At 71.1% G+C, this 25,975-nt stretch carries 17 protein-coding genes; 6 read left to right on the top strand and 11 right to left on the bottom strand.

The window, feature by feature from the left end; translation table 11 throughout:
- The first annotated feature begins 80 nt into the window (after nt 1–80).
- The gene (locus IPJ59_RS37190; protein WP_293275888.1) at nt 81–3,632 is read left to right on the top strand and encodes a serine/threonine-protein kinase; all 3,552 of its coding nucleotides are present in this window, start codon (nt 81–83) and stop codon (nt 3,630–3,632) included.
- Nucleotides 3,633–4,682: 1,050 nt separating this feature from the next.
- Complete coding sequence (locus IPJ59_RS37195) at nt 4,683–5,039, top strand: hypothetical protein (RefSeq protein ID WP_293256718.1); 357 nt, start codon at nt 4,683–4,685, stop codon at nt 5,037–5,039.
- Nucleotides 5,040–5,069: 30 nt separating this feature from the next.
- Here the strand turns inward: IPJ59_RS37195 and IPJ59_RS37200 are convergent, their stop codons facing one another.
- From IPJ59_RS37200 to IPJ59_RS37215, 4 genes are all read right to left on the bottom strand, one after another.
- On the bottom strand, nt 5,070–6,167 hold the full coding sequence (locus IPJ59_RS37200; protein WP_293256715.1) for a POTRA domain-containing protein: 1,098 nt from the start codon (nt 6,165–6,167) through the stop codon (nt 5,070–5,072).
- Nucleotides 6,164–6,805 (bottom strand): SurA N-terminal domain-containing protein, encoded by a 642-nt coding sequence (locus tag IPJ59_RS37205; protein ID WP_293275889.1) that lies wholly within the window; start codon nt 6,803–6,805, stop codon nt 6,164–6,166. The genes IPJ59_RS37200 and IPJ59_RS37205 overlap by 4 nt, the downstream gene beginning before the upstream one ends.
- Before the next feature lie 352 nt (nt 6,806–7,157).
- Nucleotides 7,158–8,486, bottom strand: a complete 1,329-nt coding sequence (locus IPJ59_RS37210; RefSeq protein WP_293256709.1) for a hypothetical protein — start codon at nt 8,484–8,486, stop codon at nt 7,158–7,160.
- A 34-nt stretch (nt 8,487–8,520) separates the two neighbouring features.
- Nucleotides 8,521–9,216, bottom strand: a complete 696-nt coding sequence (locus tag IPJ59_RS37215; RefSeq protein ID WP_293275890.1) for a hypothetical protein — start codon at nt 9,214–9,216, stop codon at nt 8,521–8,523.
- 48 nt (nt 9,217–9,264) lie between these two features.
- Here IPJ59_RS37215 and IPJ59_RS37220 point away from each other — a divergent pair, with 48 nt between their 5' ends.
- Together IPJ59_RS37220 and IPJ59_RS37225 are read left to right on the top strand one after the other, a co-directional pair.
- The gene (locus tag IPJ59_RS37220; protein ID WP_293256703.1) at nt 9,265–9,477 is read left to right on the top strand and encodes a hypothetical protein; all 213 of its coding nucleotides are present in this window, start codon (nt 9,265–9,267) and stop codon (nt 9,475–9,477) included.
- Between the two features lie 99 nt (nt 9,478–9,576).
- Nucleotides 9,577–10,314: a hypothetical protein gene (locus IPJ59_RS37225; protein WP_293275891.1), complete on the top strand. Its 738-nt coding sequence runs from the start codon at nt 9,577–9,579 to the stop codon at nt 10,312–10,314.
- A 22-nt stretch (nt 10,315–10,336) separates the two neighbouring features.
- Here the strand turns inward: IPJ59_RS37225 and IPJ59_RS37230 are convergent, their stop codons facing one another.
- From IPJ59_RS37230 to IPJ59_RS37245, 4 genes are all read right to left on the bottom strand, one after another.
- Nucleotides 10,337–12,526 carry a UvrD-helicase domain-containing protein gene (locus IPJ59_RS37230; RefSeq protein WP_293275892.1) on the bottom strand — a complete coding sequence of 730 codons (2,190 nt, stop codon included), beginning with the start codon at nt 12,524–12,526 and terminating at the stop codon, nt 10,337–10,339.
- 102 nt (nt 12,527–12,628) lie between these two features.
- Nucleotides 12,629–13,954 (bottom strand): class I SAM-dependent methyltransferase, encoded by a 1,326-nt coding sequence (locus IPJ59_RS37235; RefSeq protein WP_293275893.1) that lies wholly within the window; start codon nt 13,952–13,954, stop codon nt 12,629–12,631.
- A 137-nt stretch (nt 13,955–14,091) separates the two neighbouring features.
- The gene (locus IPJ59_RS37240; protein WP_293275894.1) at nt 14,092–16,554 is read right to left on the bottom strand and encodes a serine/threonine-protein kinase; all 2,463 of its coding nucleotides are present in this window, start codon (nt 16,552–16,554) and stop codon (nt 14,092–14,094) included.
- Nucleotides 16,511–17,983 (bottom strand): tyrosine-type recombinase/integrase, encoded by a 1,473-nt coding sequence (locus tag IPJ59_RS37245; RefSeq protein WP_293275895.1) that lies wholly within the window; start codon nt 17,981–17,983, stop codon nt 16,511–16,513. Before IPJ59_RS37245 ends, IPJ59_RS37240 begins: the two co-directional genes overlap by 44 nt.
- A 717-nt stretch (nt 17,984–18,700) precedes the next feature.
- Here IPJ59_RS37245 and IPJ59_RS37250 point away from each other — a divergent pair.
- A complete protein-coding gene (locus tag IPJ59_RS37250) occupies nt 18,701–19,339 on the top strand; it encodes a tyrosine-type recombinase/integrase (protein WP_293275896.1) in 639 nt (212 codons plus the stop codon).
- Between the two features lie 737 nt (nt 19,340–20,076).
- On the opposite strand, the gene IPJ59_RS37255 is transcribed toward IPJ59_RS37250, so the two are convergent.
- Together IPJ59_RS37255 and IPJ59_RS37260 are read right to left on the bottom strand one after the other, a co-directional pair.
- Nucleotides 20,077–20,469 carry a hypothetical protein gene (locus tag IPJ59_RS37255; RefSeq protein WP_293275897.1) on the bottom strand — a complete coding sequence of 131 codons (393 nt, stop codon included), beginning with the start codon at nt 20,467–20,469 and terminating at the stop codon, nt 20,077–20,079.
- Nucleotides 20,470–20,561: 92 nt separating this feature from the next.
- Nucleotides 20,562–21,206: a ParA family protein gene (locus tag IPJ59_RS37260; RefSeq protein WP_293275898.1), complete on the bottom strand. Its 645-nt coding sequence runs from the start codon at nt 21,204–21,206 to the stop codon at nt 20,562–20,564.
- A gap of 2,153 nt (nt 21,207–23,359) precedes the next feature.
- Here IPJ59_RS37260 and IPJ59_RS37265 point away from each other — a divergent pair.
- Nucleotides 23,360–24,244 carry a hypothetical protein gene (locus IPJ59_RS37265; protein WP_293275899.1) on the top strand — a complete coding sequence of 295 codons (885 nt, stop codon included), beginning with the start codon at nt 23,360–23,362 and terminating at the stop codon, nt 24,242–24,244.
- 33 nt (nt 24,245–24,277) lie between these two features.
- On the opposite strand, the gene IPJ59_RS37270 is transcribed toward IPJ59_RS37265, so the two are convergent.
- On the bottom strand, nt 24,278–25,657 hold the full coding sequence (locus IPJ59_RS37270; RefSeq protein ID WP_293275900.1) for a hypothetical protein: 1,380 nt from the start codon (nt 25,655–25,657) through the stop codon (nt 24,278–24,280).
- Nucleotides 25,658–25,975: the final 318 nt, after the last annotated feature.

The raw sequence follows: 25,975 nt of genomic DNA on the forward strand, positions 1-25,975 counted from the left end.
ACGCCCCGCCGCGCCCGGGAGCGCCGACTGATATGGAGGAGAGACCGCCCCACGCACCGCTCGCCGCGGGCCCAGCATTCATGCCAGAGGTCTCGGCGACGCTGGTCGAGGGCGATATTCCCAGCGGCACCAGACCGGCGCCCGCGGCCCGGCCGGTCGTGCCCGGGGGGCTGATCGGGCGCTACCTCACCCTGTCGATCCTCGGCAGCGGCGGCATGGGGGTCGTCTATGCCGCCTACGATCCGGAGCTCGAGCGAAAGGTCGCGCTGAAGCTGCTGCGCCCGAGCGCCGTGGCGGTGGAGTGCGCTCGCCTGCTGCGCGAGGCCCGGACGCTGGCCAGAGTGGCCCACCCAAACGTCGTGTCCGTGTTCGACGTCGGCACCGTCGGCGACGAGCTGTTCGTCGCAATGGAGTTCGTCGAGGGGGTGACCCTGAGCCGCTGGCTGCGCCAGCGAATGCGCACGACCCGAGAGATCGTCGATGTCTTCGTCGCCGCCGCGCGCGGGCTGGCGGCCGCGCACCGGGCCCATGTCATCCACCGGGACTTCAAGCCCGACAATGTCATGGTCGACGGCGACGGGCGGGTGCGGGTGCTGGACTTCGGCCTCGCCCGCGCCGGGCTGGGCTCCGATCGGCAACCGGAGCTCGACGAGACGCTCGTCAGCGGGTCAAGCTCGGCGCTGGCGGCCGAATCGCTGACCCGCGAGGGGGCGCTGCTCGGTACGCCCGCCTACATGGCGCCCGAGCTGTGGCGCCGCGCCGCAGCGACCGCGAGCACCGATCAGTTCGCGTTCTGTGTCGCTTTCTGGGAGGGTTTGTACGGCCAGCGCCCATTTCGCGGCGAGACGATGTCGGCGTTGGCCAGGGCGGTGACCGTCGGCAAGCCCGAGCTGCCGACCGGGAGCGAGCGAAGGATCGCGCCGTTTCTGCGGCGGGTGCTCGAGCGCGGGCTCGCCACGGCGCCCGAACGGCGCTTCGCGTCGATGGACGATCTGCTGGCCGCGCTCGCCAGAGGGCCGGCCCAGCAGCGCCGACGCATGTTGGGGCTGGGGCTCGGCCTCGCGGCGCTCGTGCCCGTCGGCATGCTCGGGCTGCGCGCCCAGCGGGCCGCCACCTGCGTCACGGCCGGTGCCGAGATCAACGCAACATGGAACGACGAGTCCCGGGCAGCCCTGCACGCGGCCATCGCCGCCACCGGGCTGCACTACGCCGAGGCATCGTTTCAAAGGGCAGCGGCTCGCATCGACGTGTGGGCCGGGCAATGGTCGACCCTGCGAACCGAGCTGTGTCACGACGCGACCGTCGCGGGCACGCTCTCGCCGGAGATCCACGCGCTCGCCGCGGAATGCCTCGAGGAGCGCCGCGACCGTCTCGCCGGAATGCTCGCGGTGTTCGCGGAGGGCGTCGCCTCGGACGTCGAGAGATTGGTGCCGGCCGCGGCGGACCTCGATCGCCTGGAGCCCTGTGTGGATGGCGCTGCGCTGGCGCGGCGCCCCAGGGCGCCGGAGGAGCCGGAGACACGCGCGCAGGCCCTGCTGCTGCGCGCTGACCTGATGCGCATCCACGGGCTATGGGTCGCTGGACGCTACCAGCAGGCCCTCACGCAGATCGAGGGGCTGCTGGCCGTCGCCGATGGCCTGGGTTACCGCCCGCTCGAGACCGAGGCGCGGGCCCTGTTCGCGACCGTGGCCATGCACCTCGATCACTTCGATCGCGCCGAGGACGCCTTCCAGCGCGTATACACCGACGCGGGTGCGCTCGGGCGCGACGAGATGGCAGCCGACGCGGCGGTCCAGCTCGTGCGGCTCGTCGGCGTCATGCGCCAGCGCCCGGCCGAGGGCCGCCAGTGGGCGCTGTCGGCCGACCTGTTCATTCGCCGCCTCGGGCAGGAGCAGGGCCTGCTCGGCGCACGCCTGCTGAGCCACCGGGCGCTGGTGATCCGCCGCGAGGGCAACTACGATGAATCGCTGGCCGACCAGGAGCGGGCGCTGGCGATTCGTGAGGAGCTGCTGGGTCGCGATCACCCGGAGGTCGCCACCAGCCTCAGCCACGTGGCCAACATCCAGCGCGACCGGGGTGAGCTGGCCGCGGCGCTGGTGGCCCTCGAGCGGGCGCTGACGATCCGCGAGCAGGCCCTCGGTCCCGACCACCCGACGGTCGCCGCGGCGCTGAACGACCTGGCGCTGCTGCAGCAGGTTCGCGGGAAGTACCCCGAGGCCCAGGCGCTGCTCGAGCGCGCGCTCGTCATCGCCGAGGCGGCCTGGGGGGCCGAGGGACTCGACGCCGCGACGATCCTCAACAACCTCGGCCGGGTCCGGCATATGCGCGGCGACTATGGCGAGGCCCAGCTGCTCCTCGAGCGGGCGCTGGCGATCCGCGAGCGCTTGCTGGCGCCCGATGACCTCGAACTGGCGACCTCGCTGCAGTACCTCGGCCTGCTGCATATGGTCCGCGGGGATCGGCTGCGGGCCCGGGAGCTGCTGGAGCGCGGCCTGGCGATCCGCGAGCGACACATGGATCCCTCCAACCCCGAGATCCTGAACATTAGCGACAGCCTGGGCAGCGTATATTACCGCCTCGGCGACTATGATAGATCCCTGGCGATCCACGAACAGACCCTGGCAGCGCAGCGCGTCAAGTTCGGCCCCCGGCACGCCTCCGTCGCTCACTCGCTGCGAAACCTCGCGCTCGTCCGCCACGCGCTCGGTGAGCACGAGGATGCGCTCGCCAGCGCGACCGAGGCGCTGACGCTCGGCGAGGCGGCGCTCGGCCCGGAGCACCCCGACATCGCCACCTTTCTCAACACCTTGGGGACGATCCAGCGCGGCCGCGACCCCGCCGCGGCCGAGGCCAACCTGACCCGGGCGCTGGCGCTGTCGCTGCGGACCCGCGGGCCCAAGCACCCGGGGACCGCGATGTCGATGCAGCGCATCGGCGAGGTGCTCCTCGACCGTGGCGCCCTCGACGAGGCCGAGGCCCAGCTGGCGGCGGCGCTGGCGATCCGCGAGGCTGTCGGGCCCGGGAGCCCCGAGGTCGCCGACGTGCTCGTCAGCCTCGCAGATGTGGCGATCGCTCGCGGTCAACACGAGCGAGCGATCGCCCTGCTCGAGCGTGCCGTGGCGATCCGCAGCGCCGCCGGGATCCCGATCCACGAGCTCACGCAGGCGCGTGCCAGGCTAGCCGGCGCCACGCGAGCCGCGGTGGCGCGGGGCCGACCGGGCCTTGACCGGGCGTGTCGTCGATCGGTGAGCGCGCCGCGATCAATCGATCGGCGTGCCGAGGCCGCAGCCGTTGGCGCTGTTGATGCCGATCGTGCGGACCTGGGCGGCGAGGAAGTCGTACGCGGTCTCGACGGGGACAGCGACCGTGCTGAGGTCGTAGCCGCGTTTGGGGCTGAACAGGACCTCGGCCTTGATCGCCCTCAGCTCGGCGAGCGTCGTCTCGCCGTCGCGATCGAGATCCGCGTCGGCGACCCACTGGGCCCGGCGAGGCGAACGCTCGGCGTCCACCGAGAAGCTGCCGAGGAACCAGTGGTCTCCGGGGAGGGTGACGGTCAGCTCCGCGGTTTCGTTACCACTCAGCGTGAATCCGTCGCAGCCGGAGAAGCTGGCCGCCGCCGCCAGGCCCCATGAGAACGTGATCATCGGGGCGGGCGTACAGTCGGTCGGATCGTCGGGTCGGCAAGAGCGGCCCCTGGCGTTCGTCATGCTCCCCTCGATGTAGATCGAATAGCCCGCCTTGACCATGAGATCGCGGTCGGCATCGGTGGCGAGGATCAGCAGGGTGCCGTCGGAGGGGATCAGGGTCGAGAACTCCGCGCTCTCGAAGCTCATCCGCGCAAGCGCGCCAGTCGCCATGCTGGCCCCGTCGGCCGGGACCTGCAGTAGATCGACGAGGTAAGTGGTCTCGTCGGCGAAGGACTCGGGGGCGCTCCCCGAGCTCTCCTTCACGTCGCCGACCGCGACCAGGAGCTTGTCGTAGCGCACGGTCCAGCCGTCCACCACGTCGAGCCCAGCCACGCCATTGCCCGCCTCGATCGTGAAGTTCACGGTGCTCACGCCGTCCCCGGCGCTGGATGCCCCCTGATTCATCTGATCGAGCGTTGCGGTGCTGCGGTCGTCGATCCCGCACGCTGCCATAAGCACTCCAACCAAAGCCACCGAGTTGATCGTTTGCATATTCATACGACTATCCTCCATATTGTCTGCTGGTCGAGAGTTCCCGCGCCATACCGCCCATCGTGTCGAATCTATCAGAATCTGGCGCGATGGGCGATCGGAGCCGTCACCCGCCCTGGAGTGTCTCCAGGCGCTGAAATTGAAGGCGCGGCAGGTCATGGGCGTGACCATGGCCCCAGGGATGCGAGGCGCACGATCGCTTCGGCCGAATAAGCGCGGTCGTACTGTCGAGGATATCCCCCGGGCCCGGCGCTGACGATTACGCGTCTCTTACGCCTGGTGAGCGCCCGCGGGGCCGGCCGGGGTCGCCAGTTCGCCGGTGGTGGCGGCCGTGGCGTCGCCGGTCGAGGTCGGCGTCGTGGGGGGCAGCGCCGTGGTGGTGGTGCGGCGCGAGCGTGCCTCCGCGGTCCGACGGGCGCGTGGGCCTGGCCTGCGCCGAGAAGCGCCGCAATCGCGGCGCCGTGGCGCTTGCGCTCCGCGCCTGTGTGGCCGCACCATCGGCCGATGCTCCGTCGGTCAGCGATCGTCGCAATGCTCAGCGTCTCCACGCTCGCGGCTGGCTGTGTCTATCACGTCGCCAATTGCGACCTGCCCGCGGAGCCGTTCGCGCTCGACGAGGAGCTCACGGCGCGGGAGGTCGACCGGTTGATCACGGAGAACCACGTGATCGACCGCAACAACCTCGAGTGCGAGGTCGTGTGCGAGTCGATCTACCTCGATCAGCACCCGGAGGGGGCGGCCACCACCGTCGATAGCTGCACGCTGAAGTTCGACGGTGAGTTCAGCGGCGATCCCGAGGAGGTGGTCGGCTCGCTGCTGTGTGACGGTCGCGGGATCCCGCAGTTTTGCAAGGACGGCTAGCCCCACGGCGGCGCCTGACGCTCGCGCTGATCAGTTCGAGATCTCGATCGTCAGGTCGATCGCCTTGCGCTTGCGGTCGATCTCCGTGATCGGCGTGATGTTCGGCGGGCCGCTGCGCTCGCGGTGGAGGATGCGGATCTTCTCGAGGCCCTCGGCGACGCGCGAGCGGTTGAAGGGCTGGCCCCGGCGTACGCCGAGCAGCAGCTCGTACTCGCGGACGGGGAGCAGCAGGGCGCCGCGGACGGTGAGCTTGCCGAGGCGGAGGGTGTCGCCCTCGCGCAGCTCGTAGGTCGCGGAGATCGTGGCGCCGTCGGGCGAGCGGACCTCGGAGGCGGTGGCGAACTCGGCGTCGAGGTTGCCGAGGTCCTGGTAGCGGGCGAGCACGCCGAGGCGGGCGGCGTCGAGGCCGGCACCGGTGAATGGCTGGCCGACGGCGACACCGTGGCTGCGAAACAGGGCCGTGAGCTCGGCGGTGCCGAGCTTCTTGTTGCCGCGCAGGGTGAGCGCGCCCAGCTTGACCTGCGGGCCCTCGGTGACCTTGAGGATGACGTCGACGCGGTCCTCGCCGGCGGCGACGATCTGCGTGTCGACGGTGGCGTCGAGGTAGGCCTGGCTGACGAGCTCGGCGCGCAGCTCCTCGGCGAGCTTCGTGAGGGTGGTGGGGTCCTGCGGCACGTCCTTGATGCCGGCGAGGCGGATGCGCCAGCGCGGGGTGTAGAGGATCGAGCCGCCCTCGAGGCTGACGCTGGCGACGCGCGGGAGCTCGCGGATGCGATAGCGGAGGGCGACGCCGCCGGCTTGCGGCCGGGCGTCCACCTGGATGTCGGCCATGCCGCGCAGGCGCCACAGCGCGTGCACATCGCGGGCGATGACCGCGGGATCGTAGGCGGCGCCGATGGTCGCGCTCAGCGCGGCGCTCACGTCGGCGCTGCGCGACGTGCCGCTGACATCGATCGCCACGATCGGGCCGCGCAGCGACTCGGGGGTCGGCGGCGGCGTGTCGACCCGCGGGGTCGGCGAGCTCGCGGGCGGTGGTGTCGGCGCGAGGGTCGGCTTGCACGCGAGGCACGCGATGCACGCGAGGATGCACGCCGCGTGGCGAGCAGCGGTCGTTCGGCGGGCGGTCACAGGCGCAGCTCCACGTGGGCGTTGCGGCGGGCCTCGCCGAGCCAGCGGGCGGTCGCCTCGCTCATGGCGCGCTCGAACAGGACGGCGCGCAGGTGCTCGAGCTCACCGGCGGACTCGCCGAGCGCCGGGTTCTTCGCCTTCTCGGCGGCGTACGCGGCCTGCACGGCCGCGTCGGAGATCGTGACGCTGGCGGCGAACAGGAGCGAGATCAGCTTGAAGCGGAGCAGCTGGCGGTGGAGGTCCTGCCGGTACTCGGCCATGGTCCAGCCGCCGTCGGCGACGGCCCGGGCGAAGCCGGCGTCGTCGAGCTTGTTGAAGTCACGGATCTGGGTGACAGCGGCGTCGATCTGGCTGTCGTCGATCGTGATGGCCAGGCTGGCGGCCGTCTGGGCGACCAGCCGCTCCTCGACGATGGTCTGCAGGGTCTCGCGGGGGAGGGTCGCCTGGCGGCGTTCGCGTTCGCCGGGGTCCGCGAGCTGGCCCAGCGCGACGCGGGCCTGGGCGACGCGACGCTCGAGCTCGCTGGCCAGCACGACGTCGTCATCGACGACGGCGACCACGCGCTCGACGAGGAGCCAGCCGTCGGGCGCCGTCGCGGCGGCGCTGCCGAGCCACAGGGCGAGGATCCACGGGTGCATGCAGACGCACGGTATCACGGCCCGGCGCGCACGGCCGAGCGCGGGTTCACGTCCGTCACTGCGGCGGCGAGCAGCGATCGTCGGGCGTCGCCGGCATCGACGTTGACGCCGTCACGGACGAATGATGGCGACGTCGCTACCCGAGCCCACGCTGCTCACGAGACCCCATGTATGCCGGTTGCTCTGCCAGCTGAGCTACAGTGGGATCGGCGTACCTGGGGGCCGGCGCGTGGGGACACGCGCCGGCCCGGTAAACCGCCCCGGGGCGACGTGAGGGCGTGCGATGGGACTCGAACCCAAAACCTCCTGAGTCACGCCCGCTGCGACCGATGCTACGAGCATTCCACCTTGCTCAGCGGTCCGTCGTCGTGCCGGAGCTCTTCTCGTTGAACCGATAGAGCGCCACCGTCCGCGGCGTGCTGGAGATCATCACGGCCAGGCGGACTTCGTCGCCGCGGCGGGTCCAGCCGAGTGGCCAGGCGTCGGCGTCGAGCGTGGCGACGATCGTCCCGTCGATCCGCCGGACCACCGCGTGGTTCGGCGGACCCGAGCTGCTCGCGGGCAGGTGAACTCGGTCGACCACCACGGGCGCCGGCAGGATCGACGGGATCACCTGACCGGTGTGATCGCGGTCCTGCTCGCTGTTCGTCGTGCTGACCGAGCCGTCCGCTGCGACCGCGATCGCTCCGTTCGGATCGAGGGTCGTCGTGGTGACGACCTGTCCTGTGCCCTCGTCGAGGACGAGCAGCGGCGTCGGCTTGTCCTGCCGATATGAGAGATCGGCCAGATCGGTCAGGCGAGCCCGCCGGGGCACCGCCAGCGCACCGGCCGGCAGCTTCACCTGCCAGCGCCAGGTGTTCGTCGCCGGGTCGAGGAGCGCGGCGGAGCTCGGGCTGTCCACGAAGATCCCCCCGCCCTCGTCGCCGACCCACAGCACCCGGCGCACCGCCGCGACTTTTCGGGCCCCGCGGACCTCGCCTGTGCGGCACGCGAACAGCGAGAGCACCTCGTTCTCGACCGCGAAGCACCACGTCCCGCCCGGGCTCATCCCGAAGCGCTCGTTCGAGCAGAAGCGGCAAGCGACCGCGGCGGAGCTCCACACGCGCGCCCCGTCCTGCACGTTCACCCCGAACGCCCTGTGCCCGCCCGCGGCCGCGGAGTCGTCGGAGAGGTACACCACGACCTCGCCCGCGCGGCCCACGAGGTCGACGTCGAAGCCCCAGCACCCGCTCGACGCTCCGCCGTCGGGGTCGCTCTCGTGGTGGATCTGCCCCTCGATCGGTGCGCCGAGCGGCCGCCCCATATCGCAGTCGACCAGCTGCATGCTGCACTGCCCCCGCAGCCCGCAGGCCCCGTCCCGCGTCCACAGGAACAGGCGATCCTCGAGCTCGACGTCATGGCGCGTAGCGACGCGGCCGTCGTGCAGGTCGAGCGCGACCAGCCGACCCGGGCGACGCACGAGCACCCGCGGCGCCCCTGGCAGCCGCTGGATCAGCTCGGCCCCTGGCTTGGTCGGTCCCAGCTGCGCGCGCCACACCTCGACTCCGTCGAGCTCGCGGGCCACCACGCTCCCGTCGTCCGCGAGCGCGATCAGCCGATCGCCTGCCACGATCGCGTCGACCACCGTGAACCGCTGCGCTCCGTCGGACGCCGGCGGGGCCACCGTCGCCGGGCCCTCCACCGCGGAGCGGACTCCGGAGCGCGGCGCCGATGGTTCATGTCGAAGCTCCTCCGGCGCACGCGAGCACCCGCCCGCGGACGCGACCCAGCACGCGAGCAGGATCGTATGAACGGACGCGCAGCGCACTCGGACAGCCATTCGCCGCAGCATAGTACAGGTACCCGCCCACGACGCGATGCCGTCGAGGCGGCGCTGCGGGGCTACTGCGGCCTCGGCAGCGCCGCGCCCCGGGCCGCACGCCGCGGCCGCGCAGCGGCGAGTCGTCCTGCGGGGAGCCGCCGGCGAACGGTGGATCCCGCGACTCCGGGCGGACGACGCCGCTGGGGTCGAGGTAATGCAGGGTCGTGGCCCATTCCGACTGCGCCAGGTTGCGCGCGTATTGCTCGATCTCCCACGAGCGGCCCGGACGACCGCGGCTAAACGACATGATGGCGATCGGCGCGTGCGCCAGGGCGAGCGACCAGAACGTGCGGGAAGTGCGGTGATAATCGACGGACAGGACGCCGTGGCCGAGGCCCCAGTGGAGGGTCTTGCGGTCCGGATCTTGCCAGCCGATCGGGGCGGGGAAGGTCGGCGAACAGGCGATGACGTCGTAGCCCGAGCCCCGGTAATCGCTCTGGAGCTCCCGCCACTTCCACAGCATGCCGCGACGCGCCGGGATGCCGATGTCCGTGGGCGGCCAGTAGCCGAACAGGAGCACGAGTCGCCGCGTGTCTGGCGTGGTCGTCACGACGGCGATGTTACTGCCTTCGCGCCCCGTCGGGGCCACTCAGGCGGCGTGGGCGGCGACCGGCGCAGTGGCGACGGGCAACTCCGCGACGTCGCCGCGATCGAGCGCAAAGTCGAGGCCCTCGGCTTCCACGACGCGGAGCGCGACCGCATCGTCCGCGCCGTCGTCCCCTACGCCGAGGCAGTCGCTCGCGGCGGCGGCGATCCTCCGCGAGGCCCGCGCGGCCTCACCCAGGTGCCCGCCGAGCGCCGCAACGGCTGAGCGCGCTGCAGGGTGGGGTGTAAGTCCCGCGTAAGGGCCCACGCAGGGGGTCGCGTCGCTCATGTCACGTCCGCCGCGTCGCGGACAGGAGCACCCGCCATGTCGCCACGAGTCCTGTTGACTGTCCTCACCCTCGCCACCACCCTCGCGCCATCGTCGCGCGCCAGCGCCGACCCGGATCTGGACTACGCCCCGATCGAGGGCGACGAGCAGGCCTCCGCGGCGAAGGGCAGCCCGCACAAGGTGAAGACCTCGGGGTCGCGGATCGAGATCGACTTCGATCCGAAGCTGTCCGATAAGGTCAGCGCCGAATGCACCGAGATCGGACATCTTCAGTTCATCCAGATGTGGGCGGTCTACACCGACCGCTGGCGCCTCGTGAAGCCGAGCGAGGTCCGGGCCAAGGACGCCTGGCTCGACGCGACGCTGTCCGACGCGGGCCACGCGGTGGACACCTGCCGCGGCGCCGATCCGGTGTATCAGGACCCGGAGAATCGGGGCAGCAGCGCCGGCACGCACGCGACCATGGAGGACCTGCCGAATCTGCAGCAGTCGGACCTCGCGCCGTACCACCCGGAGACCAACAAGGAGGGCTGGGCGAAGATGGTGTGGCGCTTCCGGACCTACGCGTACTGCGTGTCGGGTGCGGCGAAGGGGACCTGGTACGAGGGGCTCGCGTGGACCTGGGAGGTGTACGCGAACCAGGTGAAGCCGGGCGACGGCGTGGGCACCTCGGCCTTCGTCACGGATATGCCGGTGCCGGAGGCCGACGCCTCGGTGCGTCAGGCGCTCGAGCGCTACCGGGCGGCGCCGCGGCACTTCATGTGCCGCGCGTAGATCTGAACCACCCTGGCAGCACCTAAGCCGACGATCGCGCGAGCGGGCGCTGGCGGGCGGCGTCGCGGGTGGCGACGACGCCGAGCTGGACCAGGCGGGCAGCGATCGCGGTGGGGCTGCGGCCGAAGCGGGCGGCGAGGCCCGCGAGGTCCTCGCGCGCGGCCCAGGCGGCGGCGAGCGCTTCGTCGTCGGCGGGGCGCCAGGGCTTGCGGACGCTGGGACGCTCGTCGGCCTCCGCGGGCGCGTTGCGGCGAAATGCAGGCCGCGCCGACTCGTCGGGCGCGGCGGGCTTGTTGCGCGCGGCGAGGCCAGTGACGTCGCTGTCCGGTCGCGGGCGATGCTTCGGTTTGCCCGCGGGGCTCGCTCGCGGATCGCGATCGACGGGCCGTCGCTCGAGCGCGAGCTCCTCGATATAGCTGCTCGGAGATTGTTCGGGGATCTCGAGGCATACGCGCTCGCGGGCGCGGGTGAGGCCGACATAGAAGATCCGGCGCTCCTGCTCGGCCCAGTCGCTCTGGTCGATGCCGTGCGGATGATCGACGGTACCGGGGACCTGGCCGCGCTGGCCGGCGGGGCACAGGCCCTCGGCGAGGCGCGGTAGCAGCACGGCGCGCCACTCCTTGCCCTTGGCGCGGTGGATCGTCGAGACCCACACGCATTGCTCGGGGGGCTGGCCGGCGCGCGGGTCGAGCTCGGTGAGGGCGCGCGCGGCGTCTGTGGGAGCGACGCCGAGGCCGTGGAGCAGGACGTGCACGGCGTGGAAGGTCGCGACCGATTGCTCGAGCTCGACGTCGGAGCGCTTGCGGGCGGCGAGCAGGGCCTCGATGTCCTCCTCGCGGGTGAGCAGGTCGAGGGCCTGGCCGGCGCTGCGGCAGCGACCCATGCGGTGCAGGAGGTCGGCGAGCGCGGCCATCGTGTCGATGGCGCCGGCGGGCTGCTCACAGCGGCGGGCCAGCTTGCTGTCCTTCAGGACAGCTCGCAGGCCGCGCTGCCCGAGCTGCTGGATCTGCTTATGAAAGGACTCCTTGCGGATGTAGCGGTCGGGGGCGTAGGCGAGGTTCCACGCGGCGTCGAAGTCGACGGGGGCGTCGCTGGTGGCGAAGTGGAGGTAGGCGAGGGCGAGCTCGGGGCCGCGGCCGCGGCGGAGCTGGTCGATGTCCTCGGTCTCCATGGCGATGCGGCGGGCGGCGAGCTCGGCGAGGACAGCGACGCCCTGGGTGCGGCCGCGGTAAAGGACGGCGAGGTCGCGCGGGGCGTGGGCGTCGGCGAGGAGGGCCGCGAGGGCGCCGGGGACGTCGTCGATGCGGTCGATGCGACCGGGGTGCGGGCCCTCGCCGACGACGACCAGGGGGGCGCGGTCGGTGTTGTGGGCGATCAGCGACGAGGCGGCGGCGGCGATCGTGGGACCGAAGCGGAAGCTGTGCGACAGGGTGTAATTGCGGGCGGGGAGGCCGGCGAAGGTGCTGGCGAACTCGCGGAAGAATTTGGGGTGGGCGCCGGACCATTCATAGATCGCCTGGTCGGCGTCGCCGACGGCGGTGACCGTGGTGCGATCGTGCATGAGGCCGCGCAGGAGCGCGACGCGGGCTGGGTTGATGTCCTGGAATTCGTCGATGAGGAAATGATCGATCGCGCCGAGCAGGCGCGGGTGTTTACGCAGGACGCCGACGGCGGTGTAGACCATGTCGGGGAAGTCGATCTGCAGGCGCGGGCCAGCGGCGCGCAGGGCCTCGAAGTCGCGGTAGGCGTCGACCAGCTGCGGCTGCTCCACGCAGGCGGCGCGGGCGGGCGGGACCAGGTGGGCCTTCCAGAAGAAGACGGCGGCGGCGAGGTCGTCGGGGCTGTCGATCGTGCGGTGATACTTGCGGTGGACAGCGTGGGCCCAGTCTCGGCTGCGGTGGGCGGCGACCTCGAGCGGGCGGGTGAGCAGGCCCCGGCGCTCGGCGACGCGGAGGACCTCGAGGCCGAGCGCGTCGAATGTGGTGACCTTGACGCCGTCGACCCCGGCGGCGGCGAGGCGGGCGGCGAAGGTCTCCTGGATGGCCTTGTTGAACATCACGACGCGCAGGCGGCGAGGGTCCAGGCCCTGCGCATGCAGCTCGGTGACGCGGCCGACCAGGGTGGTGGTCTTGCCGGCGCCGGGGACGGCGTGGACCAGGGCATGCGCGTCGAGCGGGTGGGCCAGGATGGCGCGCTCCGGGGTCCAGTGCATGCGGGGCGCAAGCTACTGCGGCGGCGGATCGAGGGCAAGCTCTGGGCGCATGGATCATCACGCCGCGCGTCTGGCCGATCGGAACGCGGGGTCGGTCGCCGGTCAGGGGCAGGTGGCGGGGGACACGACGCAGCCGGTGAACCAGCTGGCGAAGTCCCGGCATTCGGCCAGGAGGTCGGGATCGAGGGTCTTGTCGCAATTGAGGAAGAATGCGGGTTGCTTCAAGGTGCAGCTGCGGGCGACGCCCCAATCCCGATCGCTGCACGACCCGATGCAGGAGACGTCGCATTCGCCCTCGAGCCACATGGCCGTCCCGTCGCCGCGGAGGTACACGCGATCGTCGAAATCGGGGTCGCCTTGGTTTGTGTGCACACGCAGGACGCCTGGCAGGTCGGCGCCGCCCTTAAGCCGCTGGTCCACGCGTCGCCGGGCCTCGTCGTGCGCCAGCTCGCCGTCCATCCGCTCCCACGACCTCGCCCCGGATGGGGCGTGGGGTCGCCTTGCCACACTCGGCCAGCATTGGCCTGTCCGATGAGCCTGAAGTGACGCTGTCGGCTGCGAGGCGTTAGCTGGGCCTCGGAGGTCATGAGCGCGGGCGGGCGCCGGTGACGATGTGGACGTGGGCGTCCATGTGGACGCCGTCGCCCTGCAAGTGGCGGAGAAGCGGGCCGTGAGGGCGCGCTGGGCCGCGTTGAGGGCGTCGTCACCGGCGCGGGCGAGATGCTCGGCGAAGTTGGCGAAGGCGGCGAGCGTGAAGCGGGCCGCGTCCGCGGGGGGGAGGCGGCCGCCGACTGGCAGCGAGCCGCGCCAGGTGTGCAGCTCGAGGCCGGTGAAGCCGGCGCGGGCGAGCAGGGCGAGCAGGGTGTCGGCGTCGGCGTAGCGAAACGGGCCGGGCGCGTTCGGGTCGGTGTGTGGCAATTCGACGATCCGGGCCACCACCTCGCGCGCGCAGGTCATCCACGGGTTCTCGGAGGGCGGGCCCCAGACGGCGAATGCGAACCGTCCGCCCGGGGCGAGCCAGCGCAGCAGGTTGGCGAAGGCGGCGGGCGGATCGGCGAAGAACATGACGCCGAAGCGCGAGACGAGGCGGTCATACGGCTGCTCGCAGGTAGCGACGGCCATGTCCGCGGTCGTGAAGGCGATGGCGCGTTCGCCCGGCTGCCGGCGCGTCTGGGCGCGTTCGATGAGAGCGGGTGAGATATCGAAGCCATGGACGAGGCTCCCGGGAGGTGCCCGGCGCAGGAGCCCCAGGGCCGTCCCGCCGCCGCCGCAGCCGACCTCGGCGATCGTGACGGGGGCGTCGAGCTGCAGCGCGCGGAGGAGGGGGGCGTCGATCGGGGTGAGCGTCGCTTCCATGCCGGAGAGTTGGGCGCACCATTGCTCGCCGCGAGCGGTGGACCAGTCGAGCGTTGTAGTGTCCTTGTGCATGGAGAGCAGGCTGGCCCGTTGGGCCACCCGCTCGCCAATCGGATTTTCGCGGGTCAGCCCTCGGGGAAGCTGAGGTCGGCGTGGCGTGTCCGTGCCATGCAGATGGGTCCGCGACGCGTGGAGGCCGCGACGCCGTGTCAGCGGGCGAGCAGGGCCTCGAGCGCGAGGCGGTCATCGCGGGTCGCGGGTGTGTTGGCGAATTCGGCGAGCGCCTGGGTGGCGAGTTCGCGGGCGCGTGGCGGGTCGCTCCCGGTCGCGGCGAGGATCTGCGCCGCGACGGATCGGGTGAAGGCCAGCTCGCCGAGGGCCCCGCTCGCGGTGCGGATCTCGAGGGCCCGCAAGACGGCGCGTTCGGCCGCCGGGAGGTGCCCTGCGGCGAGCTCGAGGCGAGCGAGGGTGACGAGCGGGAAGCCGAGGTCAGGATGCGAGGGGCCGAGCGCGGCCTCGAGGTCGGCGAGGGCCGTGGTGACCTCGGCCCGGGCCTGGTTAGCGTCGCCGAGGCGGCGCAGGAGGTCGGCGAGGTTGGCCCGGGCGGCGCCGACGTTGGGGTGAGTCGGACCGAGCGAGGCGGTCCAGATGCGGAGGACCTCGCGGGTCGCGGCGGCGGCCTCGGCGAGCCGCCCGGCCTCGGCGCGCACGGCCGCGAGGTTTAGCTGGGTCTCGACCACACGCGCGTGGTCGTCACCGTGGCTGGCGCGGAGGATCTTCAGGGACCGCGTGAGCGCGGCCTCGGCGTCGTCGTGGGCGCCGCGGCGCAGGGCGATAAGTCCGAGGTTGCCGAGCGAGGCGGCGACGTCGGGGTGCTCGGGGCCGAGATGCTGCTCGCGGATCGCCAGGGATCTTCGCTCGGAGGCCTCGGCGGCGTCCAGCTCGTTGAGCTCGAGCTCGACGCTGGCGAGGTTGCTGAGGGTACGGGCGACATCGGGGTGTTCGGGGCCGAGATGGTGCTCGCGGATCTGCAGGGCCCGCAGGTACGACGCGCGCGCCGCAGCATGGTCGCCGTGGCGGAATTGGGCGACGCCCAGGCCGTTGAGTGGCCCCGCGAGGTCGAGGTGGTCGGGCCCCCGCTCGCGGGTCCGCAACGTGATGGCCTCGGTCAGCTCGGCGACCGCCTCGGCGTAGCGGCCGTGGGTGGCGAGGGCTCCGCCCCACACGCTGTGGAGTCGGGCCACGAGGTCGACGGCCGGGGCGCTGTGGAGGTCAGCGAGGGCGAGGCGCCGCCACAGACCGCCGTCGTCGAAGCGAGCGAGGCGGTTGCCGACGACGTGGACGAGGTTGGTGGCGGCGTGGATGGCCTGCTCGTCGTCGCGGGCGGTGCGGGCGGCGAAGTAGGCGTCGACCAGGATCGCCTCGGCCTCGGCGTACGCGCCCTGCCGCTCCTTGAGGTTGCCGGCGAGGACGGCCCAGCGGGCCTGCAGCGGCTCATCAGCGAGCGCCTTGGCGTTCGCCTGGCCCGCCGCGATCTCGGTGGCCGCGGTCTCGTAGTGGGCGGTCTGGATCAGGTGCCAGCTGCGCTCGGCCTGGGCGTGTGCGTCGGCCAGCGCGGTGGTCCGGGCCGGGTCGTTGGGTGCCGCGGTGTGACCGACCAACCACGCGAGGTCGGCGCAGCGATCGAGCGTCGGCAGGGCGGTGGCAGCCGCGACAGCGCGCTCGGTCGTCCGTGCGTCGGCCTCGGCGAGCACGCCGACGAGCGCTGCGAACGAACGGCGACGCTCGTCGAGACAGGCCATGCGTCGATCGAGCTGGATCGTCGACTGTTCGCGGCGCAGGTGGGTCGCCCCGCAGGCGTCGCGGTGGGCGGCGATCCAGGCGTCGGCCCAGGTGTCGAGGAGGGCGCCCGTGTGGGCGGCGGCGGCGGCGGCGTAGGGGACCGTGGTGGCGCTCAGGGCCTCGACCACCGCCGTGCGGCGGTCTGCGTCCCAGTCGGAGGCGAGGGCCGAGGCGCCGCCGGTGCACGCGGCGGCCGAGTCGTCGCTCCACAGGACGCCGACGCTGATGCCGGCGGCGAGCAGGCCCAGCGCGCCGATGCTGGCGAGTTGTCGTCGGCGTCGCCCGGGGATGCTCGCCAGTTCGGCGAGCAGCGGTTCCATGGTCGGCCAGCGGGCGTCGGGGTCGGTCGCGAGTGCGCGGCGAATGGCGAGGTGGATCTTTGTCGGCAGCTTCACGCGGGCGGGCGCGTCGACGATCACGCCGTCCTGGACCGCAGCGGCGAGCGCGGCCATGGTTTCGCCGCGGAAGGGTCGATGCCCGTGGAGGGCCTCGAAGAGCGCGACGCCGAAGGCGAAGATGTCGCTGCGAGCGTCGGCCGATCGGCCCTGCCACTGCTCGGGGGACATATAGGCCGGGGTGCCGACGGAGGCGCCGGTCGCGGTCAGGGTGACGTCGCGGGATGCATCCTGATCGGGCGCGGTGGATCCGCGGGATCCGCTGGCGGCGACGCTGCCGGTCTCGGCGGCGCGGGCGAGGCCGAAGTCGCCGACCTTGACGTGGCCGGCGTCGTCGACGAGCACGTTCTCGGGTTTGAAGTCGCGGATCGCCGGGATTCCGGCGTATACGCTACTTTCGGCGGGGCTTTGCCCGCTTTGCCAGGGCTTTGCCAACGTGGCCGTTGGCGGCGGCGTCCACGAGCACAGCGGCCTCGCTGGTGAGCTTGGACTGCTGCGTGTGGAGGTACTTCTGCGTGGTCTCCAGGCGAGCGTGCCGCGCGACGGCCTGGATCTGGTAGATGCTCGCGCCGAGGTTGGCCAGGCGCGTCAGGGCCGTGTGCCGCAGCAGGTGCGGCCCGGACTCGATGAGACCGGCCTCGCTCTGCAGGGTGTTCAGCCGGTGGCGGATGCTGTGGGGCGTGTGGGGCTTCCACGCGCCGCCTGTGCGGTGCGAGCGTCGATACAGGACCAGGGCCCCGATCGGCTCGCGCTTGCGGTGCTTGACCAGGGCGGCGCGCAGGGCCTTGGTGAGGGTGATCGTGCCGATCGTCCCCTTCGGGGTCTGCTTCTCGCCGCGGTAGGTGTTGCACTGCACGATGATCGTGCCCGCCGCGAGGTCGATGTCGGCCCACTCCAGCGCGCAGATCTCGGACACGCGCAAGCCCGCGTCGAGGGCCAGGAGGCACACGATCAGGGCCTCGGTGCCGTGGTCGCTCGCCGTGGCGGTGAGCCTGGCGATCTCGGCATCGGTGAAGACGACCTTCTTCTTGTCCTTCGGCTGCGGGAGCTTCTCGATGTCGGGCACCGTGGCGAGCATGCCGAGCTTCTTGGCGAAGCCAAGGAGCTTGGCCAGCTTGGCCAGCACGCAATTTGCCATGCTCGCACCGACGCGCTTGCGAAGCGCGGCGCGAAACGACGAGATCCGATCGGCATCGATCGCGGACAGGGGCAGGTCCCCGAGGAGGGGCGCCAGGTGGTTGCGGTAGACGCTGTCATAGCCGACGCGGGTCGCGGCCTTCAGGAGCTGCACGTATTCCGGGAGGAACCGCTGCTCGTAGAACTCGGCAAAGGTGAGCCGAGGGGCGCGCGCGCTGGGGGTCTTCTCCTTCGATGCGTTCAGGTCGACGGGGCCGCTGTTGACTGCGACCAGCTCCCGCAAGATCGCCGGGATCTGGCGCTCCCCCCATGAGCGGGCTTGCTTGTCATCAAGCCCGGGGGGCGCGACCAGACGTCGGCGGATCTCAGAGGTCTGGTTGCAGGGGTTCATGAAGCGGATGTCGACGTGGATGCGGGTGCTGTCGTTGTGGTACGGGCGTGTGGTGATCTTCATGGTCGGACCTGGCGTCCGGCCGCATTCCCAGAGCCAGGTGATAACGACATCGCGCGTCCAGGCAAGCGCTTTTCCGCACCGAAACGGCCGGGGGAGGTGCCCCCTGGCTATCCGGTGCCGCAGCGCCTTCTCGCTGATGCGCAGGAATTGGGCCAGTTCACGCACGTTCAGGACCGGGGGCAGGTCGAACTCCTCCTTGGCCCTATCGAGCGCATCGCCGCCCGGCGCGGAGGCGATCCCTCCCCCGCGGCCGACCTCGTTGCTGGCGTCCATCGACATGTCTTTAGGGACACGTCGATGAGGGCATGCCCGACTGCCTTCGCCGCTTGAGACTCCACCCGCCATCCCACACCATCCGGTTATGGTCAGTGTAACCAATGGCGGCGTGCGAAGGTGTACGCTGTAGTGTCGTAACATTGACCGCCGAGCTCGGCGGCGGCACTCGGCATATCGCGCATCATCACGAAGATTCCGCGCCGCACGGTGCGTGACAGCTCGCCGCGGCGGGTGGTGTTGCAACACATCTGCGACGCACCGTCCCATGATCGAGGCCGACGAGCGAAGCGCTCAAGGTCGGCAGAACTGATCGACGGAGCGCATCCGGGGAATCAGGCCTCGTCGTCGGCCGGGGGCGCCGGGGCGGATGGTGGCGCGGATGTCGACAGTCAGCGATCATCAATCGTAGTTCGTGAGAGTGCCGTGACGGCCTCGGTGTCTCGCTCTGCGCCCGGCCGGTAGTGGTCAGGGTCTTGCCTCCAGTACGGGATCACCTCAAGCGCTAGGATCGTTTCCAACGTCCTTCGGCGACCAGGCGATGCAGCAGCAGGGCAGAAGCGAGCGACTCCAGCACCCTGCACAACAAGGCTCTGCTGCTGCGCTGCCACATCCTCCCGCTGATAGGTCACGGAAACTGCGTTCGCGCTCGTAGTCAAGAAGCGGGCCGACCTCGAGCCCGGGTCCGTCAACAACCTGCTCAAGTACATCATCGCCTTGCTGCGCTGCGCTAAGGAGAAGCACGGCAAGAAGATCGAGATCCCCAAGGCGCCGTACCTGACGAACGAGACCGAGGCGGCTTGGTACACGGCCGAGCAGTTCGAGGCCCTCAACCAGAGCGCGGCGACCTTCGCGGCCGCCGACCTCGTCTTGATCCTGCTCGCTGGCGAGGCGGGGCTGCGGTCGGGGGAGATCAGCGCGCTCCGCTGGACCGACGTCGACCTCGCCAAGCGCGAGATGACGATCCGGAGCAACCTCGTGCGGGGCCACGAGGGCACGCCCAAGGGCGGGGTTACGCGCACGGTGCCGATGTCCGGCCGGTTGCACCGCACCCTCGTCCAGCACCAGGCGGCCGAGGGCGATACGGGCCGGGTGTTGCGCCGCGACGACGGCAGCGACATGACCACGGACTCGCAGCGCACGGTCCTGCGGCGGGTCGCGGGCTACGCTGGGCTGCCGGCCTACGGCATGCACGCGCTGCGTCACTGCTTCGGCTCGCGCATGATGAACGGCGGCGCGGGCGGCAAGGTGGTGATGCGCCTGCTCGGGCACAAGAAGCTGTCGACCACGGAGCGCTACGTCCACACGTCGGACGAGCACTGCCGGAGCGTGGTCGATCGGCTGCTGCCGGGCTGACGCCCGCTCGGCTCTCGCGGCGAGAGGCCGCCTACGGCGCGTCGCGCGGTAGGCGGCCTCGTCATTCATCACCGCCGGCCGGCTCGTCGCGCCTTGATCCCCTCGGACATCCGACGCGCAACATCCTCCATCCACGGTTCGACGATCGGCGGCTCTTGCTCCGCCTTCGGCGACGGCACCGGCCTCGCCGCTCGCGTAGGGTCGAAGACCGGACCGCCCCGCGAGCCCCAACCCCGCGAGGGCTCTGCGGGCTTCGGGCTTGGGGGCGCCCGCGAGGGCTCCACAGGCGTCGGGCCTGGGGACGCCCGCGAGGGCTCCGCGGGCTGCGGGCCCGGGGGCACCCGCGAGGGCTCCGCGGGCGCCGCGGGCTTCGGGCCTGGGGGCGCCCGCGAGGGCTCCGCGGCCGGCGAGGGGGATCGCCGGGGGGATGGTCCGGGCGGTCGCGGCCATCCGGGCGGGCGTGGCCAGGCGGGTATTTGCCAGCCATCGACTGGGAGGCCAGGACCCGGCGTGCGTCGCGGCCGCGGTTCGGGATCTCTGGACCTCAGCCCGTTAACGATCCCGCCGATGATCAGTCCTCCCGCGATGCCGCTGATCACACCGATCGCGATACCGGCGATCGCCTCCTTGGTCTCCGAGTTGTCCCGCGCGTCCGCCATCAGGACAGCATAGAAGAGACCTGTAAGCCGCTCAAGATGCGGGAGCGCGCGGCGGGCGTACTGATCGCTGACCGACGTCTAGCTGCGATCAGGCGGCGATCCGAAACAACGTCGCCAGTCTTCGGCGATCGCCACGCTGGCGGCAGCGTTCAGGTCCACGCCGCGGAACTCGGCGAGCTGCCGCAGCTTCGCATCGAGCTGCGGTGACAGACGGATCACCCGTTGCGCGCGGTCTTCCTTCGGCGGTCGGCCTTGGCCACCCTGCGCACGCGCGCGCGGAGTCCGGCCGCGTGGCTTGGTCTCGTCGGCCTCGCCCGTGCCCTCGTCGGAGCGTGATTGGGGTGACGTGTTCGAGCGGCGCCTGGCTGCGCGGGGCTGCGGGCCCGCGTCGTCGTCTTCCCCTACGTCGTCGGGAGATCGACGCGCTGACTGCGTCGGCGTGCTCGGCGGCTTCGGAGCCTCCTGCCTCATCTTCTCGAGTTCATGCAGCGCCTCTGGGCTGGCGCCCGGTGGTGCGTGGGTACCCGGGAAGGGCTGGGGGTTGAAGGATGGGCCACGCCCCATCAACGTTTCTCCTCGGGGAATCCAGCCCGCTTGAGGATCGCGTCGCAGAGCCCGACCATCAAGTGATGGGCGGCCGTCCCCTTGCCATGGGGCACGTCCCACACCGGCCTGTAGTACGCCTGGGTCCGAAACGCTGCGGGGCTGTGTGGGATGACTTCCGGGTGATACTCGACGTCCGGGATGAGCCTTGTGGCCTCCTGCAAACCGCGGAGGGTGTTGATGCCCCCCGCATCCGCCCCGTAGAAGACGACGTAGCATGGCGCCTTCTCAGTCATCGCCGGCACGACCTCGGCGAGGGACTCGATCGCGGTGCGGTTGTCGACGGGACAGATCCAGAGGTCTGGGGTGACGATGGCCGGGATGCCTGCCTCGGGAGGAGTGTCGATGACCACGAGGGGAAAGCCGCCCGTCGCGCTCGCAGGCGGCTGTTCCATCGGCGAGTAGAGCGCGGTGATGTTCCCGCGCTTGCTCGGCTTGTTCGGGTCGAGCTGCCGCTCGTCGCTGTACCAGCGCATAAGGTCGCCCTGGCGGTCGAGCGTGACCATGAGGCTTGGGATGCCGCGCTGATCGGCGCGGAGCCCGAGGTGTGCGCTGATCGTGGTCTTCCCGATGCCGCCCTTGTGGTTGTGGACTCCGATGATCACAAACGTCTCCTTTTCAGATCGCTACCAGCGATCACATTGATATCCGGAAGACGCGGGGCTCACAAGACGACGGATCCGAGCGATGGTGATTGGCGCACGCGACGGCGGGCTCATCCGCGCTGCGCGACGGCACGCCACCCGCAGACGCGCTGCATCCCGCGCGTCGCCTGCCTACATAACCCGCGCTTCCTTGGCCAGCCCTCGGCGCCGTCGAGACTGGTGACGATGATGCGCGGTCTCTGCGATCCTCCACCCTTCATCCACGCGCACCCACGAATTCTCCAGGGTGCTCCAGTCGTCATCCACGCTGCACCCACGTGCGTCGTGTGCGGCATCGGGCACGCCGCCGCATCGGGCCGCGGTCGTGACCGGCCCCCGGCCCCCAGCGTCATTCTCCAGATATCAGTGTGATCGCGGGTAGCGATCAGAAATGGACCGGGCCCCAACCCGCCGCGTCGTTCCCCAGATATCAGAGTGATCCCTGGTAGCGATCAGAAATGACCAGGCCCACGGCCCACGGGTCGTTTCTCCTGGTATCATGGTGATCGCTGGTAGCGATCAGAAATGACCGGACCATGCAGCCCGACGCGTCGTTCACCTGATATCAGTGTGATCGCTGGTGGCGATCAGAAATGACCGGACCATGCAGCCCCCCGCGAGGTTCGCCTGATATCAGTGTGATCGCTGGTAGCGATCAGAAATGACCGGACCACACAGCCCCCGCGTCGTTCGCCTGATATCAAGGTGATCGCTGGTTGCTATCAGAAATGGTTGGCTCGCGGCACAGGCGAATGAGGCGCTTTGCGTGCAGGACGGCAGGCAACGCCGTGTCAGATGCGTGCCGCATCCCGCGGCGCCGCGTCCGTGTCGCATCCCGCGGCGCCTGGTCCGTACCGCGTCCCGCGGCGCCGGGTCGGTGTCGCATCCGCGGCGCCGCGTGCGTGTCGCGTCCCGTGGCGCCGCGTGGCGCCGCGTGCGTGTCGCATCGCGGCACCGCGTGCGTGTCGCATCCCGCGGCGCCGCGTGCGTGTCGTATCCCGCGGCGCCGTGTCCGTGTCCCGCGGCGCCGCGTATGAGATCACGGCGGCGCCGTGCCGGCGCCATGTCCGACGCGTGCGCCAGCGAGGCGGCGGGTCGCCGCTTGCACACCGAGGGTAGCGATCAGAATGCCTGCATGCACGTGGCCGCCGCACGCGGCGCCCGGCGGCGCGCGACGGGCGGCGCGTCGCTCGGCGAGGGCGACGGGTCAGCCGACCCGCGCGTATCCTTTGCGGGGGCTCGGGCGATGGCTGGCGCGCGGAACCACTGGTCGGCGACGCGGGCCGTTGGTCGGCGACGCCGGCCGTTGGCCCGCGCGGTGCGAGGGGTCCGGGCGACGGCTGGCGCGCGAAGCTGTCGGTCGGCGACGCCGGCCTGTCCCGCGCGCGGTACGACGGCGCCGCGGGGCCCGGGCGACGGCCGGCACACGTTGCAGTACACCCGCACGCGTGATCCCACACGGATCGCGCGAGGCGGCGCGTTGCGGCGCTCCGGTCTCGAGCCGCGTGACGCTCCGGTGTGTGGCGTGACTCGGTGTCCACGACGCTCGTGCTCACCCCGACGTGCGACGGCGGTGCACGCAGCTCGGTGTCAACGACACTCGTGCTCACCTGGCCGCGCGACGGTGCGCAAGACAGCCGACCGATAGAGCGCCGTGTCACCCGCGGCGGCCGGGCCACACCCGCGAGGCCGTTGTCACCGCCGCCACTGGTCGGTGTTCACGACGCTCGTGCTCACCCCGCTGCGCGACGGCCGGTCGAGCGCCGTGTCACCCGCGGCGGCAGGGCGTCAGTGCACGCGACGACGCTTGCACGGGTAGTCGGCATGGCGAGGGGTACTCCATGGGGCGCGGGCAATTTCGAGCTGACAGCCGGGGCGGCGCGGACTAGGCTTGCAGGGTGACGCACACGCCGCTCCTCGCCGGCCTGGTCCTCGCTGCTTGCGGGGACGCTGCCCCGTCTGGACTCTCGACCGGACCGGGGGTCACTAGCGTGCCCGCATCGACGAGCGGCAGCTCGCCCGGCACCGACACGACGTCGACCGGGCCGGCGGACGACTCGGCCGGCAGCTCCGGCATCTCGACCACGGGGACCCTGCGCGACGTCGGGTCCTCGATGGACTTCGGGCCCGTCCAGCCGCCGGGCTGCAAGGGCAAGGTGGACGTGCTGTTCCTGATCTCGCGGCTCGGCACGATGGACACCGAGCAGGAGCAACTCCTCGCCAGCTTCCCGGGCTTCATCGACACGATCGAGCAGACGCTCGAGGGCTTTGACGTTCACATCATGACGGCGAATCCGGACGGCATCTGGCCGGGAAAGTACGTGTGCGAAGGCGGCGATGGCGGGTGCTCAGATTACTGGCCGACCTGCGGCCCGGACGCCGAGGACTACGACTGCACCACGTACAAGGACCTTGTGACCGAGTGCGACGAGGTGCTCGGGGCCGGCCTGACGTTCAACACCGGCGGGTTCGCGGCGAACAAGGTGTGCGACCTGCACGGCGGCAACCGCTACATCGTCGGCGACGATCCGAACATAGCGGGCGCGTTCGAGTGCATCGCCAAGGTCGGCACGTCCGGCGCAGACCCGCCGCTGGGCGACGCGATGATCGCCGCGCTGTCTGCCAAGCTCAACGGCCCCAAGGGCTGCAACGAGGGCTTCTTGCGCGAGGACGCGTTGCTCGTCGTCGTACTGATCATGGACAACGCGGACATCAAGTCGAAGTCCTACGCGAAGACGCAGTACGAGGCGATCGTCGCGGCCAAGAAGGACGCGAGCGCCGTCGTCATGCTCGCGGTTGTGCCGCAGCATCTTAAGGAAGGCGAGCCCATGGTGCCCGGGTGTGCTTACGATGAGGGCGGTCCGCTCACCTTCGCGGATCTGCTGTCGAGGTTCCCTTACCACGAGGTCGGCGACACCTGTGCGCCCAGTTACGCCCCGTTCTTCGAAAAGGCCGCCGCTAAGATCGGCGAGGCGTGCGGGAGCTTCATCCCGCAGTAATCCGCCCGTCGTAAGTGCGCTGCGCCCTGCGAGCTACCCGTGGATCAACGTGATCCGGGCCTGCGTCTTGCCGCTGACGGTGATGTAGCCGGTGGGGAAGATTCGATCGTAGCTGTCCCGGACGATGCCCAGCGCCTCGGAGGGCCCTGCGCCCGGGTACCAGTGATCGAGCAGGATCGGCCCGTCCACGCCAACCTCGCGGCCGAACACGTAGCCGCGTAGCTTGCTGTTCTGTGTCACCGCGCCCGCGACGAGCGCACGCCCTTGGCTGTCGAGCGCGACGTCGTTGCCGTAGGCAAGGCCGCTGTTCGACAGCTCAGGCGCGAACCACGTGCGCTCGCCGTCGGCGGAGTAGCGTGATGTCTCGATCCGGTACTTCGAGCAGGTCTCGTCGCACCCGTAGCCGGTCACGACGATGCCATCGGAGCCAAGTGCAGCGCCGAAAAAGGCGCTCTGAAGCCAGGGATTGACCGTTGGCGCGACGATCACGGGTCCAGCGATCTTGCCAGTGTGGAGGTCCATCGGCACGAGGACGCCGCGCAGAAAGTTGTTCTTGACGTTGTTGTCGTGCTTCCCCTTGCTCGCGCCGACGATCCAGGCGACGTCGCCGTCGATCAGAACGTCGGTGGCGAAGTCCACGAAGCTGTGAGGCAGATGCTTGCCATCGGTGTAGTCGTACGTGTCGCCGAGCGTCTGCACACCGGCCGCGTTGACGGCCCAGAAGGCGATGTCCCAGTCTCCCATGACTCCGGCGAGGCCCACCGCGAAGCAGCCGCCGTCCGCGTCTGTTGCGAGCGCCCGGACCACCCGGCCAATGGTTCCCGGGGCTTCGATCCCGACCTCGTGGCCGTCCGCGTCGAGCAGGACGATCCGCGGCAGCGGGTCGGTGTTCGGCGCGTGGACGTTCATGGCGACCCACATGCGCCCGTCCGGTAGCATGGCGACGTCGACCACGGCGCCCTCGCGCGTGTCGAGCGTGATCGTGCCCTCGGGCCACAGCTCCGCCCCGGTGACGCCTGATCGCTTGCGGATCGTCGGCCGCGGCACGCCGCCGATCTCGGTCTGGCCGACCTCGATCAAGTCTCCGGCGGGCGTGACAGCCACGCGGTTTGTGCGGCTGGCGACGGGCCCGGCCTGCGACCACGCCTCGGTGCCAGGCTCGGGCGTAGAGACCTCGTACATGGCCGGGCGGCTGTCCTCGTAGGGGCCTTGCTTGGCGATGATCTCGACGCTGTGCGAGCCGTTGTCGATCGCGCCGTGGACCGCCAGGGCGCCGGTGAACAGCCCGCCGCCCGCCGCGATCAGCTCGCCCGCGTCGGCGCCGTCGAGCGTCACGTACACCACCCCAGTGTTCTCGGTCTGCACGGCGAGCTTCACGGGGCCGGCGGCGTAGACCTTCGCCGGCAGGTCCACCGTGACGATCTTCGGCTTCTCAGGATCGACCACGGGCGGGCCGTCGGCGGTGTCCGTCGCATCGCCGCTGTCGGTCGCGCTGCCGGACATTGTGTCGGCCGCCGTGGCGTTGGCCGTGTCGGCGTCGGTCGCCGACACGCCCGCGCTGTCGCTGCCGGTCGGGCCCGTGCTCGCGGGCGACGTATCGCCCGTGGTAGCGAGCTGCCCGTCGCCGCTCGAGACGTCCTCGGTGCCCACATCGTCCGCGTGTTCTTCCAGGAGCGCCTGGTACTGCGGCGAAGTACACCCCGCGAGGAGGCTCAGGGCGAGGGAAAGGCG

This window comes from Nannocystis sp. (assembly GCF_016714285.1).
Lineage (GTDB): Bacteria > Myxococcota_A > Polyangia > Nannocystales > Nannocystaceae > Nannocystis.